The following is an 18,801-nucleotide window of genomic DNA, read 5'->3' as shown; positions in this document are numbered from 1 at the left end:
CAAACTCTTCAGTTAAAATCATTTTGAAGCTTTAATCTAAACTTCCAAATCTGGCTCATCAATTTTCTGACTTAAATTTCGCTCAAATAAACTTCGAGTAATTTAAACCAATCAATCAATGAAATATGTTCGATCAATCAATCAGTAAAAATCCACACAAGTTGTTCTTCATAATCTCTTAATGATCTTCTCGATGCTTCGTCAGCATCAAGCTAGGTCGGCTATATTACGCTTTATTTCTAAAGTGTCAACTGGTAATTTAAATTATTTTAAACTTTCTTTCTAAAACTCAACTTAACCATTTTCAATCAAGTCATTGTTTTATCAGAAGTTTTAATCTTCATCACCGCCGATGGATGTGCATTATAGGGCAAATATTTCGCCATGCAACCCCTCTTTTTAAGTTTTATCAGTTTTTTAGTCCGAACGGTTAATTATTCAGCAAAATACTTCACTTTTCCACAAAATACTGTTTATTTCTTTTTCTTGATCATAAAAGGTTCAGGATTCATAACTACATCTGGCATTTTTTCTGGCTGATCATGTTCCTGCCATTTCAGTGCGCGGCAGTCGATATATTCACAATAGCCTCCTTCTCCTTGTTGTTGATCGCCATTTATAGCCAACTGATATTGAAAACTTCCGACATAACCTGCTGCAGCCCCAAATTTAAAATCACCACGACTCTGCGCCTGTAAATGAATTGAGGTGCCATCTTCATCTTGATAACGCCATTCAAACTCACGTGGCAAATACATACACTGACCTGTTGGCGTTTTTACTTTTGGATAAACCCGTTCAATATTAAATTGTACTTGCCCATCAAATACCCGAGTTTGCTCCGTGTTCGCATTTCGCAGATAGATTCGAGATTGCAAAATTCGATTCAACACATCACGACTTTGTAGCAATATCATTTGTTGCTGATGATTCAGATTAATCACTTGATAGCAAAAAAATGCCACAGCGAAATAAGGAAACTGGATTGAGCGGGCAAACTCAAAACTACCCAATTGCTCAATCTGAAAATGCTGATCTTTATAGCGCACACTACCCTGACACTGACACAACAAAGACCAATGTTCTGCCAAATTCATTCGCAATTTAGTGAAATATGAAATTGTAGAGCTTGTGGTGATCTTTAAATCAAAGCTAAGTTCGCTATCTTCACGTTGAATATGAAATTGCGGAAAGTGTCCAGTAATGCGCTCTTTATTGGCAAACTGAAAATACTCTGCAGTAAATACGCAATCATGTTGTATTGAATAATGATTGGACTGCCCCACCATGTGTGGGCTGCTACTACAAAGAATACTGGCTGTGTCTAAAGCTGAGGTTGTAATCACATTTTCAGGGCGCAGCATTGCGGTATTTAGGCTGCCCAATAAACCAATAAAGTTGAGATAATGTAAGGGTGCAGGCAAATTAGGAAGAATTAAGCCCTGATAGATAAATTTATAATGATGTTTTGGGGCGTGATAAGGCAGTTTGGCGGTTGCCGCAGGAGTTTGATTGAGTTGTTTGGAACGATCGAGAAAATCTTGAAACAGCTGCATATCAAACTCCTTGTGAGTTGATGCTTTTATGAAAGCTTAATTAACTCACTGCATTTTTTCTTGCCATAAAAGTGGTCACAAAACCTGAAAGTGCATAAATAATTGAAATCACTAAAATTCCAACAGGAATATTATAAGTCATGGCTGCAAGGATAAATACTGCGATTGGCAATACAAAAAACGGCACACGCTTACGATCAAAGGTTTTAAATGAATAATATTTAATATTGGAAATCATCAACAATCCTACTGCAATAATAATCACAGCATTGAGGATTTGTAGACCAATTTCACGAATATCATACAGTTCAGGAAAATCCCGTCCTACCCAAACCAGCGACACGATAATCAGCGCAGCCAAAGGACTTGCAACACCAATAAAGTAGCGTTTATCGACCACACCAATTTGCACATTAAAACGCGCCAAACGGAATGCGGCACAAGCCGTATAAACAAAGCAAGCCGCCAAGCCGATACGACCTAAATCATGCAAACTCCAGCTATACATCAAAATCGCAGGTGCAACACCAAAGGCGAGCATATCGGATAATGAATCAAACTGTTCGCCAAATGGACTTTGCGCACCAATCGCACGTGCCACACGACCATCTAAACCATCAAACAATGCTGCTAGAAAAATGGCATAAATCGCTTGGCTAAATTCGCCATTCATACTGGCAATAATGGAGTAAAAACCCGACAGCAAGGCTGCCGTGGTAATCAGGTTTGGCCACAGATAGATACCACGACGTTTCACCTTTTGCCCTTCACGGGTATGTTCTTCTTCCACCACTTCAAATGTAATTCCGTCATGCTCAAGATCACGGGAACTATATTCTCCTTCGGGTTTGGATGTGTTTGTCATTATTTTGTGTCCTAACTGTAACCTGAACGTCTATTTAAATTTTTTATTCGCCAACTAACCAACGCACTGCAGCATGTCCACCATGTTCTTGCATACGCAAGTGCGGGAACAACCATTGCAGGGCTTCATCTGCATCTTCAGAGAATTTCCATGGTGGATTAATCACCAATAAACCACAACCGTTTAAGCCCACAGGAGTATCGTCAGGCCACACACAAATTTCACAAATGAGTTGACGGCGAATACCTGTTTTAAACATTTTCTTTTCAAAACGTTCAATCATGGCGCGGTCTTTAATTGGATACCACACCGCAAATACGCCTGTTGGCCATTTTTTATGTGCAGCTGCCAATAATTCAACCAACTGAGGGAAATCTTTACGTTCCAATTCATACGGTGGATCAATCATCACCAAACCGCGTTTTTCTTTTGGTGGAATGACGCCCAATAAACCTTCGTAAGCATCACGCTCATGTAAACCTGCGCGTTTGTCACGAATGTTATGACGCAATTGCTGGAATACATCGCGCTGCATTTCAAAAATAGTTGCTTTGTCGATGTCACGCATACCTTGTAAAGCAAACCATGGCGAACCGGGATATGCACCTTGCCCATCCGTTTCACGCATTGCTTCAACCAGTTTTAAATACTGCTGTACGCCTTCTGGTGCCTGACGTTTGATTGAATCATCTAGTTTCACTAAACGATGAATACCATTTAAAAATTCGCCCGATTTTTGTGCAGGTGCTAAAGATAAGTCATATTTACCCGCACCGCCATGTGTATCGACATAGCGATAAGGTTTATCTTTGGCATTTAAACGTGTCAGAATTTGCAGCAATAAAACATGCTTCATGACATCGGCAAAGTTGCCCGCATGGAAATGGTGACGATAATTCATGTTTGGTTCATTCCTAAAATCAACCGACATTTTAGCATGAAAAAAAGTTTCATTCAGGAGCTTGTATTCCTCTAAAATAATCAGCTTGTCTTGCATTTTGTCTGAGTATCTATTTTATGGACGCCACACTGCTTCCAAAATCTTGGAATATTGATCAAATTCTTGAAGATTTAGATTTGCATGGTTTTGCTATGCTGGATGATGCCTATTCACCTGAATATCAACAACAGGTTCTAGCAGAGTGTAGTCAAAATTTAGATCAATTTCATGAAGCAGCCATACAAAATGGTGTGATCAGCAAAATTCGCAGTGATCATATTTTATGGATTCACGAAGATTTAAGCTTTGCCCAACAACATACCCAAACCCTTTTGGCTTTGGCTGAACAATTCAATCAGGCATTTTATTTAGGGATTCGTGAGGTCGAAGCACATTTTGCCAGCTACCAAGCAGGTTCTTTTTATGCCTTGCACCGCGATAACCCACAACAAAAAAATGATCGGGTGATTTCTGCTGTCTATTATTTACACCCTGAATGGCAGACAGATTGGGGTGGACAACTACGTTTACAAGACAAACATGGAGCATGGCAAATTATAGAACCACGCCCAAATCGGATTGCAATTTTCCAAAGTGATTTATTGCACGAAGTTTTGCCTGCGACACAGCAACGTCTTTCCATTACCGCATGGCTACGCAGCGGCAATCAACTTTGGTAAAAACAGACCGCATTTTTCAGACTATTGGCTTTAAAACTGTAAATTTGCCCCGATGTAGAGCAAATATTGCTATCAGGAATTCACCCATGCGCAACTCGACTCAACAGCTTATTCAACGTATTGGGGAAACCGACCAACTTTTTTTACAAGGCAATACGCCTGAATTGGCATTAGAACGTGCCGATTTACGCTTACAATTGGTGAGTTTGAGCGAGTTACGCCAAGAACAGATTTACTTTTTGCAAGAAGCCATTGTGCTGTTGGAACAAGGTCGGATTGAATTTGAAGAAATACCGTTGACGCTGTATATCAACTTGTCTTTGCATTTAGCCAAAGCCTATATGATGTATTTTGAGCTGACCCGCGATGCAAAATACGCCTTAATTACTCAACAAATTTTAAAAGCCATGACTCATTATGCACATGGAGATATTTTCTTTTTCTTGGCCTATGCCAGTGCCAGTAAAAATGAAAGCGCACTGTGTCGCCACTGGTTAGGTAAGTACAGTAAAACTGCCGAATTTGATTTGGAACTCTTACAAATTCACCCTGCTTTTAACGCCTATCAAACAGAAGTCTGGTTTAAACAAATTCTCAAAAGCAGAATGCATTAAAAAAACGCCTCAGAACGTTCTGAGGCGTTTTTTTATACTAAAAATATTAAAGATGATAATGACTTGAACCTAAACAGCTTGTAAACGATAAGCATCTAAATGTAATTGTTGATTGAGTTCATCAATCCAAATGGCCCAATCATCGTCTTGTACCAAATGACTGATTAAAAATTCACGTTGTGATTTATTCCAAAACGGCGCTTCATGTAAATTAATATGTGCAGGTAATTGATGCGTACGTACATACAATTCAATGGCTGCAGGGCTGCTGGCTAAACCGAGTTGGCTGAATAACATGGCTAATGATGGAGTATTTTGCATGAGCACCTTGCCCCCTTTTATTAGTTTCGTTGTAATTCCTTATTCAACCAACTTATAACACTTTGTATAAAAAACCCAGTCTTCCGACTGGGTTTGTTGTATCTTTTTGTGAGCACGCAGTTTACTGGCGCTTTTTAGATGAAAAGTATTTGATTTAACTTAAAAACTTTTAACTTAAATACCGATTAAACACTCGGATGTTGATCACTATGTAATTGCTCATTTAAGGTTTCAATCACAATGGCCCAATCATCATCTTTTTTCCAATGGCTTTGCAAAAATTGGCGCTGCCCTTCCGTCCAAAACTCGGCACAGTGTAATTTGGTTTCTGCAGGTAATTGATGCTCACGAATAAATTGATCAATTGCTGCATCGTCAGCATCTAGACCCAATTGTTGAAATAACAGTTCTAAAGTCGGTTGTTGGTCAAACATGGCATCCTCCTTTGATTCGTCTTGTACTTTTAATGACCTTAACCTGCTTCGAGCCGCAATTCAGCAGCAGCCGAGTTGCAGCATGTTATTTTTTGTACGATGCGATATACCTAAAGCATCCCACTCAATATTCTTAACACGATGACAGGCAACAAAAAAGCCAGTCAATGTAAACCGACTGGCTTTCATCTACTTAAATTAAAAGTTAGCAACCTGTTAGTTTTTCAGGCTGTGGCTTTTCATTTGGAAAGAAGATTGGGCGCAATTTCACACCAATGGCATTCCCCATAAATGCAAATACTAGCCATAACCAACCATGCACACTGCCCGAAGCAATTCCGCTAAAGTATGCGCCAATGTTACAACCGTAGGCCAAACGTGCACCATAACCAAGTAATAAGCCACCTATAACAGCCGCAACCAGTGAACGGCGTGGAATATTAAAGTTCGGGGCAAATTTTCCAGCCAAACTTGCAGCAAGCAATGCACCCAACATAATGCCAAAATTCATCATAGAGGTGATGTCATGCCACAATGAATTTGCCAATGCTTTAGCATTGCCTGACTGCTGCCAATAATCCCAAGCGCTTACATCTACACCCGCAAAAACAGCAACTTTTGCAGCCCAAACTGCAAGCGCAGAAGTCACGCCCCACGGACGACCAGCCAATACCAAGGTAGCAAAATTCAGCAGCGTTAAAATAAGCCCACCCCAAATTAACGGCCAAGGACCTTTGAGGAAACGCTTCCAACCATGGTACTGACTTTGCGGCTCGACTTCTAAACTGCCATGACGTTTCTTTTCAAAAAACACGGTTGCGGCAGCAATCACAGCAAAAATAACAAAGCTTAGAATAAGTGCAGGAATCACCCCAAAACTTTCGACAATCGAGATTGGCGCCAAATGCGGCAGATTAAACCACCAATCTAAATGCGAAGTGGCAATCAGTGAACCTAAGCAGAAGAAAAATAGCGTAACCAACATACGCGCACTGCCACCGCCTACCGTGTATAGCGTACCCGATGCACAGCCCCCCCAACTGCATGCCAATACCAAAAATAAAAGCACCAATCATGACCGACATCGACACAGGATTGACATTGCCCTTGACGGGATTGCCAAACAACTCACCTGCACCTAAAGCAGGAAAGAACAACAACACCGCCAAGCCCAGCATAATCATTTGAGCCCGCAAACCACGACCACGACGTTCTTTAATAAACACACGCCAGCTAGAAGTAAAACCAAAAGAGGCGTGATACAACGTCATCCCCAAAGCACCACCAATTAAAAATAACAGTGCTTGATTTAGACCCACGATTTGATAGGCGCCGATAGTACCGACAACAAGTAAGATAAAAGCCACCCAAACCGAAACATTCGATCTATGGGCACTTGCAACAATAACTTGACATGACAGAGAGAAGATTTGAAAAAGGAAACCCGCGTATTCTAAGCAATTTCCCCTACCGTGCAGGTCAATCGACCTATTTTATAGTCGCTTATCCATTCTGATATTTGATAAGCAATATGAGCTTAGCTGATGATAGGCTTTTAATTGCAAAGATAAAATCAAGCGCAAAAAAAATGCCAGTCAACTTTTAGGTTGACTGGCATCACTCCCGAAGGAGTTTTAACTTAATCTAGCAGATTAAATTATTTAATCATGTCAGCAATTGCTGCGCGTTCTTCTTCAAGTTCGTTTAACGTGAAGTTGATACGCTCACGGCTGAACTCGTCGATTTCAAGACCTTGAACGATTTTGTATTCGCCATTTTCGCAAGTTACAGGGAAACCGAACATTACGCCTTCAGGAATACCGTAAGAACCGTCAGAAGGAATACCCATAGTTACCCATTCGCCGTTTGTGCCAAGCGCCCAATCACGCATGTGGTCAATTGCAGCGTTTGCAGCAGATGCAGCAGAAGATAAACCACGTGCTTCGATGATCGCAGCGCCACGCTTACCAACTGTAGGAAGGAATACGTCTTTGTTCCATTCAGCATCGTTGATTTTGTCTTTTAAGCTTTCTCCATTTGCAGTTGCAAAACGGTAGTCAGCATACATTGTTGGAGAGTGGTTACCCCAAACTGTCATTGTTTTGATGTCAGAAACAGCAACGCCAGCTTTTTGAGCAAGTTGAGTTAACGCGCGGTTGTGGTCAAGACGTAACATTGCTGTGAAGTTTTTCGCTGGAAGATCTGGAGCAGATTTCATTGCGATGTAAGCATTCGTGTTCGCTGGGTTACCAACAACTAGAACTTTAACATCACGGCTAGCAACTTCGTTAAGTGCTTGACCTTGACCAATAAAGATTTCACCGTTTACTTTAAGAAGGTCAGCACGCTCCATACCAGGACCACGTGGACGAGAACCAACCAATAACGCGTAGTCAGCATCTTTAAATGCCACTTTAGGATCATCAGTACCGATCATGCCAGCCAATAATGGGAAAGCACAGTCGTCAAGTTCCATCATTACGCCTTTAAGCGCAGCTTGAGCTTTCTCAAAAGGAACTTCTAATAATTGAAGGATAACTGGTTGGTCTTTACCCAACATTTCACCGCTAGCGATACGGAATAATAGGCTGTAACCAATTTGACCAGCAGCGCCAGTAACGGCAACGCGAACAGGTTGCTTCATGTAATTATCTCCAATTGAGAGGATAGTCAATGCGATTAAATAGCTGTTCTATCTAATCTTAATAATCATAAACGCGAAAGATTGTACTCCAATCATTCAGCGGATGCATGCAAAAGCGCATCAAATTCCACAAAAGTCTGATAGAAAATATGAATAAAATTTCTCAAAAAGCTTAAAATTCAGAAATTACAGTCACCTAGCAAACTAGTAAGAACCTTTAATGACAAACTGATTCGGGCAATTTGATTCAATCGCTGCACCGCACTGCTTATAGCGTCCTGCGGTGTTATAACAAATTTTGATTTCAGTTAAATAACTTTTACCTTGATGGTTAGAGCACTGAAAATGCACGCTTTTTGATGACATACCTGAATTGGACTTGAGAAACAAACTCCGTAGTTGTGACAATTGCACCGTCTGCGTGTCTTGGCCTGTCAATACCGAAGGCACGTTCATCCGATCTGCATTATTAATAATCATGCGAAAATACTGACTGGCATTCATGGGCACACAGCCGCCAATACCTTGCCACAATTGTATCCGTGCAGCTTCATCAGGCATGACTCGCGCCACTACCTTCGCTTGTAGCGGCGGTAACTTCGCCGATGACTGAGTGCTGCACTCACGCGCAGCAACTTCAGGATATAAGCCTTCAATATTCAGTGAGTAGCCTTCTAAACATTTACGCTTTTTGCTTTTGCTCGAATCGATTAAACACACGGCGGGCGTCATTTGCACGGACATCACATAGCCTTGCACGGGGGCAGAAAATGTATTTTGCGTACACAAAACCAAAGCTGTACCACTCAAACCGAGCAATGTAACTTGAATTGGCTGTAAAACTGTACTCATCCACATTTTCAATGCTTCAGCCCCCTAAATTCTTATACACCCAATGACTCACGCATCTATATATCAACACGCATGATCATCTAACTGTATCACTTGTAACATTTTCCTAAGGTGTATTCCGAGATGGAATATGTTGCATACGGCTACTCATTGATTGTCCACCCTGCCCCAACAGCACACCATAGTGCGTGGCATTGGTCATGACATGCTTGACATAGTCACGTGTTTCCAACAAAGGAATGCTTTCAGTATATTGGTCTGCCGCAATTTGCTGAAACTCTGGCTGCCAACGGCGTGCACGATTTGGCCCGGCGTTGTATCCTGCTGTGGCCAGCACAGGGCTATTGCTTAATTGTCGCTGAATGGTCGACAAATAAAATGTACCATAACGAATATTGGTATTCATATCACTCAGCGCGGCAGGATTATAAGTTTCACCCATTTGTCGTGCAACCAAACGTGCCGTATCGGGCATGATTTGCATGAGTCCACCTGCGCCGACATGCGAACGTGCAGTGGTATTAAAACGGCTTTCCTGACGCATCAATCCATAAGCCCAAGCAGGGTCAATACCTGCATTTTGACTGTGGCTCACAACATAATTACGATGTGGCATAGCATAACGGTAACTATAGTTGTGCTTATTCACAGTACGATCTGCTGCATAAATGGCACGATCATACCAACCCATATCGGTTGCACGTTTAGCCGCTGCCAAAATCAAGCCATCATCTTGTCTTAAATACGCCTGACGCACCGCCCAGTTCCATTCACGATTGACATAATTGGCAGGTGCATTAATTTCACGCAAGGCAAAGGCACGGTTAAAGTGAATATCTTGATTCAAACGCTGTAAATCATTGGTACTTGGTTGGGTATTCGCAGGATTCGTATTGTAAGTTTGCCCAAGACGATCTTTCGCCAACAAGTTGTGATAATCATCACCCTGTGCCAGTTTTTTATAAATATTTTGCGCGCTGCGTTTCGATGCTGCATCACCACGTTGTTCTGAGGCACGTGCCAACCAATATTGCCAACGATCTTCCTGTTTTTGAGTCACACTCATGCTGTCTACAGCACGAATCACACTTTCCCATGCGCCAAAACGAATCGCCTGACGGGCATAAATTTCTGCTTCTTCGGGACTAAAAGGTAAGCCATAACTGGCGTCTAAGGCACTTAACACTTCACGCTTAAAATTGTTTTTCATGACTGTAGTGCCGCCAATATATCCCACAGCACGATACAAGGCTTTTTGTACCGATTCTGGCGCACCTTCTGCACTGCGTTTTAGTGAAGAAAGTGCCGAGTCTAAATCGCTATCGGCTAAACGTCCGATCGCATAAATAAGATAGGCATGGTCTTCGTTGCTTGCTTTAGGCGCAGACCACAAATAATTCAGTGGATTGGCTTGAATGCTGTTCAATTGTGCCAAACTGATATTCATACCTAAACTTTGCGCAGTCGCTAAAGCGAGCCCTGACTGCCCTGCACGCAATTGTGCCCATAAGCGTTGCTGTTTATCTTGCTGAGTCATAATTGGACTAGAGAGCATCATTCGACCTAGACCTGTACAAGATTCAGGTTGTGAGTTCGTGGTCAACCAAACATCTTTAAATTCCGCGACCACCAAAGGATCACCCGAACGGGTACGAACTTGTGCCATGGCACAGCTTTCGGCCTGATCAGCATTACTCACATAGGCAAGCACAGGTTGTGCACTGCTAAAATCGGCCTGTTTCACTTTTTCTTCGATGTAATCGGCTGCGAGTTTTTCTGCCATCGCTGATTGTGGATGGCGCTGTGCAAACTGAACAATTGCACTGGCAGGTTGCATGCCCAAATTGGTGTTCAATGCCCAGTATTCAGGATAGTAGCCCAAAACATCATTTTGCATGGCATATTGATACTGCTGCAATAAATCGACATCACCTGAATTGGCTGCACGCAGTGCATCATTAAACTGTTCATTTGCGGCATGCGTACCCGTCATCACGGCAAGCGAAACCAGACTTAGCACAAGCTTTTTCGTTAATTTATTATTTTGTTTCATCATTTGCAGCATTCGCTTGCCTTCAGTCATTTACTTCTGCCTCGAGATCCGCATCCAATCATTCAGCTTAGTTTAATTAGTCTAGAACCCAAGTTGTGTTCTGTTATGTAACCTTATGATTAGACACTATTAATCTTGAAATCAATCTTCCAACAATTTTGCTTCACATTTCAAGTATGTGATGCACGGATTAAAGGCTGTCAGTTTATCTTGAATTCCTGCTAAAATACGCCCCTCTGTTTTATCTATTCCGTTTATTTTTATAAACGAACTCGTGAATTATCTCTTAGGAGCCTACATGACGGTTCAAACCTTCATCCCGAATGGTGCCCAAGCTGCCTCAGAAAACACTGTTACCCAGCCACAGCACACCCCAGCCGACGGTTCAGTTAAAAAACTGTATATCGAAACGCAAGGGTGTCAGATGAATGAGTATGACAGTCACCGTATGGCAGACCTTTTGGGCGACTCGCACGGCTATGTGCTGACCAGCAACCCTGCCGATGCCGATATTTTGCTCATGAACACCTGTTCAATTCGTGAAAAAGCCCAAGAAAAAGTATTTTCTGAATTAGGACGTTGGCGCAAGCTTAAAGAAAAAAATCCTGATTTGGTCATTGGTGTAGGCGGTTGCGTGGCTTCTCAAGAAGGCGACAACATTCAAAAACGCGCACCGTATGTGGATATGATTTTTGGCCCACAAACCTTGCACCGTTTGCCACAAATGCTTGATCAGCACCACGATCAAGTTGAAAAACCAAAGAAAGAAAAAATCAAACTGGTGGATATTTCTTTCCCAGACATCGAAAAATTCGACTTTTTACCTGAACCGCGTGTTGAAGGGTTTAAAGCTTTTGTGTCGATTATGGAAGGCTGTTCAAAATACTGTTCTTTCTGCGTAGTGCCTTACACGCGCGGTGAAGAAGTTTCACGTCCTTTAGATGATGTCTTAGCTGAAACTGCGACTTTGGCCGAAAAAGGCGTGCGTGAAATTAGCTTGCTCGGTCAAAACGTAAATGGCTATCGCGGTGAAACTTTTGACGGTAAAATTTGTACTTTTGCCGATTTACTGCGTTTGGTTGCCGAAGTACCTGGCATTGGACGAATTCGCTACACCACATCACACCCGCTTGAATTTAATGATGATTTGATTCAATGCTACCGTGATTTACCGCAAATGGTGTCGCATTTACACTTGCCTGTGCAAAGTGGTTCGAATGATGTGTTACAAGCCATGAAACGTAACCACACCATTGATGTGTATATCGACAAGATTGCCAAGTTACGTAAAGTACGCCCAGACATGCACTTATCTAGCGACTTTATTATTGGCTTCCCGGGTGAAACAGATCAAAACTTTGAAGAAACTTATCAGTTTATTCAAGATATGGATTTTGACCATTCTTATAGTTTTATCTACTCAAAACGTCCGGGAACACCTGCATCGGAACTCGAAGACACCACCCCTGAAGATGTTAAAAAAGAGCGTTTGTCCAAAGTTCAGCAATGGATCAAACAATCTAGTATTGATAAGACCGATGCCATGCTTGGGACGGTACAACGTGTCCTAATTGAAAATGTTTCCGACAAAGACCCGAACATTTTAGTGGGTACGGCCGACAATACACGTTTAGTAACATTTATTGGTGACCCTGCTTGGGTCGGACGCTTTGCGGAGATTGAGATTACCGAGATTAAAACTTTGAATTTAGTTTACGGTGAACTCTTGAATCTTGAGCCTGACGTGGCGTAATGTAGGAGCTAAAGTCCAATAACAGATTAAGGAATTCTCTTGACTGCAGCGATTCGACGTACAGTAACTTTTCCTGGCATTTCAATGGAACGTCTAAAAAGCATGCTCGGTGCTTATAACGGACATTTGAAACAAATCGAACAACGTCTAGACGTCCAAATTTCTCATCGTGGTGACGCCTTTTTTATAGATGGGGAAATTGATGCAGTTGAACGAGCCGAAACACTCTTGCAACGCCTGCATGAAGAAGCGGAAAGCTCTGCACAAATTAGTGCAGACACGCTCCACATGATGATTCAGGGCAGTCAGACTGACCGTGAATTACAATCGGATGATGGGCAAGAGCATACTGGATTGGATGCTGTTTGGTTGCAAACCCGCAAAGGGCGCATTAATCCACGCGGTGCCAACCAAAAGCGTTATGTGCAACGTATTTTGCAAAGTGATATTTCATTTGGTATTGGCCCTGCAGGTACGGGTAAAACCTATTTGGCTGTTGCCGCTGCCGTAGATATGTTGGAACGCAATGAAATCCAGCGGATTCTATTGGTGCGCCCTGCGGTTGAAGCGGGTGAAAAACTGGGCTTCTTACCGGGTGATTTAACCCAGAAAATTGACCCGTATTTGCGTCCCCTTTATGATGCCCTGTATGAAATGCTCGGCTTTGAAAAAGTTGCTAAGCTGATTGAACGTCAAGTGATTGAAGTTGCACCACTGGCGTATATGCGTGGTCGTACCCTCAACCACTCTTTTGTGATTTTGGATGAAGCCCAGAACACCACGCCTGAACAGATGAAGATGTTCCTGACCCGTTTAGGGTTTGGTTCACGTGCAGTGATTACCGGTGATGTGACTCAGGTGGATTTACCACGTGGTCAGCAGTCTGGTCTGGCACATGCCTTACGTGTGATTGATAAAATCCCTGAAATTCATATTACTCGTTTCCATTCTCGTGATGTCGTGCGTCACCAGCTGGTTCAGAAAATTGTTGAAGCCTATGAAGGCTGGGACAGTGAGCAACAGCGTTTAAGTGCCGAAGCGCGTGCAGAACGTAAAGCGCGCCAGGAAGCATTAATTGCGGAAAATGATGCCGCAGCAGATGCACAGCACTAATCGCTGTGCGCTCTGCAACCTACTGAAGTATTAAGGATTCATTTTGAAATTAAGTCTCAGCCTGCAACAGGACATTCAAGCGCCTGAGCTGGTGTTAAAACGTGCCTATCTGAAAAAAGTAGTCGAAACCACTTTAAGACATATAGACACCCAAAGTGATTGTGAAATTGGAATTGCCTGTGTCGATCATGCCGAAAGTCACAAGCTCAATCTGGAATATCGCAAAAAAGACAAATCTACCAACGTCTTGTCTTTCCCAAGCGATTTACCCGATGAAATGGCACAAGTTTTGCCGAGCTTCCCTATTGGGGATTTGGTAATTTGTATTCCTGTGGTTTTACAGGAAGCTGCAGAACAAGCCAAAACACCATTAGCGCATTTCACTCACATGCTAGTACATGGCACGCTGCACCTTATGGGCTATGATCATGAAACCTCAGATGAGGATGCCGAAGAAATGGAAGCTTTAGAAGTTGAGATTCTTGCCAAGTTGGGTTTGGATAATCCATACATGGAAAGAGATTGAATTTTAAGTTTTAGAAAATCATAAAAATAGCGGGCTAAGGCTCGCTTTTTTGTTTAAAACTACTCCCTCCCAATGGGAGGGAGAACATTCATTAGAGTCCCATGATTGCTAAATACCAGAAGAACATTGCTGCGTAAAGCAGAGAGTAGATTCTTGTTACTTGTCCACAAAGTCCTCTCTCCCTTTGAGAGAGAGCCAGAGAGAGGGAAAAACTAGCGCACCTCAAACTCAGCTTCAGCAGGGTCAAAACGCCACGTCCGTACAATCCGCAATTCAGAAATATCTTTCATTTTGGCATCAAATGCACCAAAAGGTGCGGCTTTACGCACCGAAGTTTTGGCTGCTTCATCTAGCATGGCATGTCCTGAACTTTCAATTAAACGAATGGCACGAATCCCACCATTGTTGTTCAAAATCAACATTAAACGTACTTCGCCTGCCAAATTCTGTGCTTTGGCTTGTTCTGGATAATAACGGTTACCATAAAATTCGACTTTTTGACGGAATTTTTCCATATAACCAGCGGTGTTGTCTTTCTTGGCCTGAATCCCATCGATGGTTTTAATTTTTTGCTGACGGCTAAAATTTTGTTGGCGTTGTAAATATTGCGCTTCAATACTGGCGACCATGGCAGCCTTAGCTTGGAATTGGCTATTCAACTCCTGCATGGCTTTTTTGCGCTGATTTTCTGCAGCCTGTTTTTGCCAACTGAGCGTGCTCATCAATACTTTTTCTTCAAAGTTTAATTCACGCTGTTGCTGCATACGCTCTAAACTTTCCAATTGCTGCTCCCCTGCACTTTGTTCAGTCATGGGTGCAGGCATATCACTCGACATGCGATGTTCTTCACGGAACGTACCTGAACCTTGCTGATCGGCTTGGGCTAAGAAATCTGCATCTTCAACTTTTGCATCGCTCATGCGTACCGATACCGCAATCTCTTTGACCGCAGCATCGCTTTGTTGCGGTGCAGCAAACTGCACGGCCAAAATTAATGCGTGCAATACAGCAGCCACCAGCAACGCTGCAGCAAAAATAGGATCTTTCCACCAATCTTGCGTAGAAGGCATCAATTGAATTTTTTTTAGCATCACATTAATCCGACAAAACGTCTGATTCCCCAAGCCGCCAAATGCGGTATAAACTAAAGAGCATATTACTTTGCTCAGTTTTTGCTTTTCTGCAAAACTGCGAAGTTCATCAAAAAGCTGACTACTGAGCCTTAAAATCTTAAAAATGGTGCAACTTATTTTGCTAAACTGCAAGCTTCTATGCCTGTATTTTTAATACAATTCGACAAAATATTTGTATCTGTAAAGAATGAATGAACGACTTGGACGGCCGTATGCAAACCCTGATCACCAATATCTCTCAACGTATCCGTCAAGTGTACCAAAAAGCGGAAGGATTTATTGAGGATGAACGTGAATTTCCATTATCTCAGGTCTTCTTAAATGCGACTTTTCAGCGCTTTGTGACCGATAATGTGAAAATGTTGCAAGATCTGCACGCAGACTTACACGACGACTGGTTACGTCTTTATGCAACCCTAGATTACAACGGCTTGAACATCACTCTGTCTGTCGATTTAAAATTAGTACAGATGGAATTGAATAAAGATACTCAGCTGATTGTGTTTGAACAAATTAGTGACACGCAGGTGATTGAAGCAAGTTATCCAAGTTTTTTGCATAAAATCGCTGTGAAGTGCGCTTTATTTTACTATCAAAAAATACGCAATGATGACCCTTTAGGCATGATTTTAGAAAAACTCAAAGTCATTAAAGTCAAAGATGATTTGCTGCATTTAGATTTAAATCGCTGGTTGGGCAAAAGCCGCTCTATCATTGACACACTCAGCAAAGTTCATGTGAATCATGCGGTATTACGTGAAGCGGAATTGGTGCTCACTGGCAACGTCAATTTAACGGCGTTGTTCCGCAAAATGTCTGAAGAAAGACTAGAAGATGTGGAAGAATCTCTTGCAGATACGCAAGTCACACCGCTGAAACAAAAATAAAGCTAAGCTGAAACTTTAGAAGAGAATACATACAGGAAAACTACACAAGCCGCATAATTCCTAATTTTCTCTTCATATTCAACGCGTATAATGGCAACAAGCAAGCAAATTGCATCTCCCTACATACAGAGGAAATATCTCAGCAATGGCAAATCATGTATTGAAAAAAATGGGTATGGCAGCCGGTGTGTCTACAGCACTGTTTTTGGCTGGTTTCTCTAGCCAAACATTTGCCATGAGTCCTTTCCAAGCCAGTTATCAATTTAACTACAATGGTAAAAACTTAGGTTCTGCAACACGTACTTTAAGCCAAACAGGTAACCAATGGAGTTATGTGTTTGCTGCCAAAGCAGGCGTGATTGCCTCTGCTACAGAAACTAGCCGTTTTAGTTTTAATAATGGCAAAATTGGCTCATCTAGCTTTAGCCGCAGCAGTAAGATTTTGGTGCATAACAACACCATGAGTATTAACTTCAATCCTTCGGCGAAAACCATTAACACCAAAAAGGACAGCGACACCCGTTCTTTTGCGTGGAAAGCGGGCGTGTTGGATGAGTTGAATGCGGAACTGCAAATCCGTGAAGACTTAAAAAGTGGCGGTTTAAAATCGAGCTACTATATTGCCGATAATAAAGAGGTGGAATCACGTCGCTTTATTAAGCAAGGTTCAGAAAAAATCAAAACCAGTTATGGTACTTTTGATACCATTAAAGTGGTGCTGAAACACAACAAACCAAACCGTGATACGATTTTCTGGTTGGCACCAAAACTTGACTACTTGCCTGTCAAAGTTACCCACCAAGACAAAGACAAGTCTTATGGATTATTACTCACAGGCTATAAAGGCCCGACCAACTAATTTAGAATAACTACTGAGCAAAGCTTGGCAGTTATTCACCATTTGGTAAATTGTTCTTGCATTTTTTCAGGTGCTTTTTAAAATACGCTTTTGCTTTGAAAAGCACCTGCTCTTGAGGATTCTCCCGTGCATGCACTAGAACAGAAAATTTTAGCCGAAGGTATCGTTCTATCTGAAGCGGTTCTAAAAGTCGACTCTTTCTTAAACCATCAAATTGACCCTGTGATGATGCAGCAAATTGGTCAAGAATTTGCGCGTTTGTTTAAAGATGCAGGCATCACCAAAATTATTACCATCGAAGCTTCTGGCATTGCACCAGCTGTGATGGCAGGTTTAGAGCTTGGCGTACCTGTAATTTTTGCACGTAAATATCAATCTTTAACCTTAAAAGATGATTTATACCGCTCTAAAGTATTTTCATTTACCAAGCAAACTGAAAGCACGATTGCCATTTCAAACAAACATATCAGCGCGAGCGACAAAGTCTTGGTGATTGATGACTTTTTGGCAAATGGTCAAGCTGCACTTGGTTTGGCAGATTTAATCCATCAAGCGAATGCAGAAGTCGTGGGTATTGGGATTGTGATTGAAAAATCATTCCAACCGGGTCGTGAATTATTGCTTGAAAAAGGCTATCGTGTTGAATCATTGGCACGGGTAAAGTCTTTGGCAAACGGTACTGTTGAATTTGTACGCGATTAAGGTCGATTAAAACTGATGTTGTTTCATCATTTAGACCTTATGATCAAAGAGTGCTTAGGCGCTCTTTTTTATGCTTTTTTTCAAACTTAAACAACTCATTTACATATATTTTATTTACAAAACTGTGGTGCTACGCCATGCTGCACTTGAAATAACAGTGTTTAAGCAGTCTGCTCTTTTCAGATTGCAGCTCTACACAGCACTCTTTAGGTCGTCTACGTGCATTGATGCATGCGACATGAGTACAAGGCATTTTAAAGTCATGACACAAGACAATCCGTTGATGGAACACAGTATCGTCTGTCCAAAATGTGGTTCAACTCAAGTTGAAAAACGCAACCATGAACAAAACTTACAAAAAATTGGTGGCGTGTTATTAGGCTCTGCAGGTACAGCAGCAGGTACTGTGGGCGGCGCAGCTTCGGGAGCTTCTATTGGTGCGGCAATTGGTACAGCCGCAGGGCCATTGGGCGTGATTATGGGCGGCACCATTGGAACATTTGTCGGGGCAATTAGCGTGGGAATCACAGGTGGTTTTCTTGGGCATCGCTTTGGTAAAAAAGCAGGTGTAATTGTTGATCAGAATATTTTTCTAGATTTTCAATGCCTCAAATGTAAACACCGCTTTAAAGAAAAGTTGAAACAGCCAAGCAACTCTAAGTAACCGTTATTTAAAACCTACTCAAACCTACTCAATGTGGGTTTGATGTTTAATTCCTACTTCACCATCAAGAACCTAAAGCATTTGCTTTAGGGATTACCTCAATTCCATAGGCTGTCACGGTGTAACTCACCGCCTTAATCACCACTTATGCAGTGATTAAATCTTTATCCGCATATCGCAGGATATTAATTGATGCATTAACATC

The 18,801-nt window shown here is 41.9% G+C and carries 18 protein-coding genes and 1 pseudogene; 9 read left to right on the top strand and 10 right to left on the bottom strand.

The genetic code is table 11. The features are described from left to right. Positions 1-473: 473 nt before the first annotated feature. Genes FTU98_RS12405 through FTU98_RS12395 form a run of 3 tightly spaced genes read right to left on the bottom strand, consistent with a single transcriptional unit; the run spans position 474 to position 3,322 of the window. A complete protein-coding gene (locus FTU98_RS12405; RefSeq protein ID WP_180051487.1) occupies positions 474-1,556 on the bottom strand; it encodes a DUF6670 family protein in 1,083 nt (360 codons plus the stop codon). A 40-nt stretch (positions 1,557-1,596) separates the two neighbouring features. Continuing rightward, complete coding sequence (gene pssA / locus FTU98_RS12400) at positions 1,597-2,421, bottom strand: CDP-diacylglycerol--serine O-phosphatidyltransferase (RefSeq protein ID WP_004976213.1); 825 nt, start codon at positions 2,419-2,421, stop codon at positions 1,597-1,599. A 43-nt stretch (positions 2,422-2,464) separates the two neighbouring features. Continuing rightward, positions 2,465-3,322, bottom strand: a complete 858-nt coding sequence (locus tag FTU98_RS12395) for a 23S rRNA (adenine(2030)-N(6))-methyltransferase RlmJ (RefSeq protein ID WP_026438537.1) — start codon at positions 3,320-3,322, stop codon at positions 2,465-2,467. 116 nt (positions 3,323-3,438) lie between these two features. Between FTU98_RS12395 and FTU98_RS12390 the strand changes: the two genes are divergently transcribed. Together FTU98_RS12390 and FTU98_RS12385 are read left to right on the top strand one after the other, a co-directional pair. Then, on the top strand, positions 3,439-4,041 hold the full coding sequence (locus FTU98_RS12390) for a 2OG-Fe(II) oxygenase (RefSeq protein ID WP_180009293.1): 603 nt from the start codon (positions 3,439-3,441) through the stop codon (positions 4,039-4,041). Positions 4,042-4,127: 86 nt separating this feature from the next. Then, complete coding sequence (locus tag FTU98_RS12385; protein ID WP_154321050.1) at positions 4,128-4,655, top strand: hypothetical protein; 528 nt, start codon at positions 4,128-4,130, stop codon at positions 4,653-4,655. 69 nt (positions 4,656-4,724) lie between these two features. Here the strand turns inward: FTU98_RS12385 and FTU98_RS12380 are convergent, their stop codons facing one another. From FTU98_RS12380 to FTU98_RS12355, 6 genes and pseudogenes are all read right to left on the bottom strand, one after another. Next, positions 4,725-4,982 carry a DUF2789 family protein gene (locus tag FTU98_RS12380; protein WP_026438086.1) on the bottom strand — a complete coding sequence of 86 codons (258 nt, stop codon included), beginning with the start codon at positions 4,980-4,982 and terminating at the stop codon, positions 4,725-4,727. 179 nt (positions 4,983-5,161) lie between these two features. Further along, positions 5,162-5,410: a DUF2789 family protein gene (locus FTU98_RS12375; protein WP_096901745.1), complete on the bottom strand. Its 249-nt coding sequence runs from the start codon at positions 5,408-5,410 to the stop codon at positions 5,162-5,164. A 205-nt stretch (positions 5,411-5,615) separates the two neighbouring features. After that, a pseudogene (locus FTU98_RS12370) lies at positions 5,616-6,831 on the bottom strand (YeeE/YedE family protein). Between the two features lie 236 nt (positions 6,832-7,067). Continuing rightward, a complete protein-coding gene (locus tag FTU98_RS12365) occupies positions 7,068-8,054 on the bottom strand; it encodes a malate dehydrogenase (protein WP_019836931.1) in 987 nt (328 codons plus the stop codon). Between the two features lie 204 nt (positions 8,055-8,258). Continuing rightward, complete coding sequence (locus FTU98_RS12360) at positions 8,259-8,906, bottom strand: ribonuclease I (RefSeq protein ID WP_131261023.1); 648 nt, start codon at positions 8,904-8,906, stop codon at positions 8,259-8,261. A 106-nt stretch (positions 8,907-9,012) separates the two neighbouring features. Then, positions 9,013-10,899 (bottom strand): lytic transglycosylase domain-containing protein, encoded by a 1,887-nt coding sequence (locus FTU98_RS12355; RefSeq protein WP_171501138.1) that lies wholly within the window; start codon positions 10,897-10,899, stop codon positions 9,013-9,015. Positions 10,900-11,257: 358 nt separating this feature from the next. Between FTU98_RS12355 and miaB the strand changes: the two genes are divergently transcribed. The 3 genes from miaB to ybeY are packed head-to-tail and all read left to right on the top strand — an operon-like array spanning position 11,258 to position 14,351. Then, entirely contained in the window at positions 11,258-12,712 is a 1,455-nt protein-coding gene (gene miaB / locus FTU98_RS12350) for a tRNA (N6-isopentenyl adenosine(37)-C2)-methylthiotransferase MiaB (RefSeq protein ID WP_180051486.1), read from the top strand. A gap of 39 nt (positions 12,713-12,751) precedes the next feature. After that, positions 12,752-13,825, top strand: a complete 1,074-nt coding sequence (locus tag FTU98_RS12345; protein ID WP_004976193.1) for a PhoH family protein — start codon at positions 12,752-12,754, stop codon at positions 13,823-13,825. Between the two features lie 43 nt (positions 13,826-13,868). Further along, positions 13,869-14,351 carry an rRNA maturation RNase YbeY gene (gene ybeY, locus FTU98_RS12340; protein ID WP_004976192.1) on the top strand — a complete coding sequence of 161 codons (483 nt, stop codon included), beginning with the start codon at positions 13,869-13,871 and terminating at the stop codon, positions 14,349-14,351. A 212-nt stretch (positions 14,352-14,563) separates the two neighbouring features. On the opposite strand, the gene FTU98_RS12335 is transcribed toward ybeY, so the two are convergent. Next, entirely contained in the window at positions 14,564-15,421 is an 858-nt protein-coding gene (locus tag FTU98_RS12335; protein WP_180051488.1) for an energy transducer TonB, read from the bottom strand. Between the two features lie 275 nt (positions 15,422-15,696). Between FTU98_RS12335 and FTU98_RS12330 the strand changes: the two genes are divergently transcribed. The 4 genes from FTU98_RS12330 to FTU98_RS12315 all read left to right on the top strand — a co-directional run bounded on the left by FTU98_RS12330 (position 15,697) and on the right by FTU98_RS12315 (position 18,596). Next, a complete protein-coding gene (locus FTU98_RS12330) occupies positions 15,697-16,371 on the top strand; it encodes a hypothetical protein (protein WP_004976182.1) in 675 nt (224 codons plus the stop codon). Positions 16,372-16,516: 145 nt separating this feature from the next. Then, the gene (locus FTU98_RS12325; RefSeq protein WP_004976176.1) at positions 16,517-17,230 is read left to right on the top strand and encodes a DUF3108 domain-containing protein; all 714 of its coding nucleotides are present in this window, start codon (positions 16,517-16,519) and stop codon (positions 17,228-17,230) included. A gap of 126 nt (positions 17,231-17,356) precedes the next feature. Next, the gene (locus FTU98_RS12320) at positions 17,357-17,932 is read left to right on the top strand and encodes a xanthine phosphoribosyltransferase (protein WP_004976172.1); all 576 of its coding nucleotides are present in this window, start codon (positions 17,357-17,359) and stop codon (positions 17,930-17,932) included. Positions 17,933-18,215: 283 nt separating this feature from the next. Then, a complete protein-coding gene (locus FTU98_RS12315) occupies positions 18,216-18,596 on the top strand; it encodes a hypothetical protein (protein ID WP_371972010.1) in 381 nt (126 codons plus the stop codon). The last annotated feature ends 205 nt before the right edge of the window (positions 18,597-18,801 follow it).

The sequence above is a fragment of the Acinetobacter sp. YH12211 genome (genome assembly GCF_013418015.1).
In the GTDB taxonomy this organism is placed as follows: domain Bacteria; phylum Pseudomonadota; class Gammaproteobacteria; order Pseudomonadales; family Moraxellaceae; genus Acinetobacter; species Acinetobacter towneri.
This window is presented reverse-complemented; position numbering and strand designations above follow the sequence as displayed.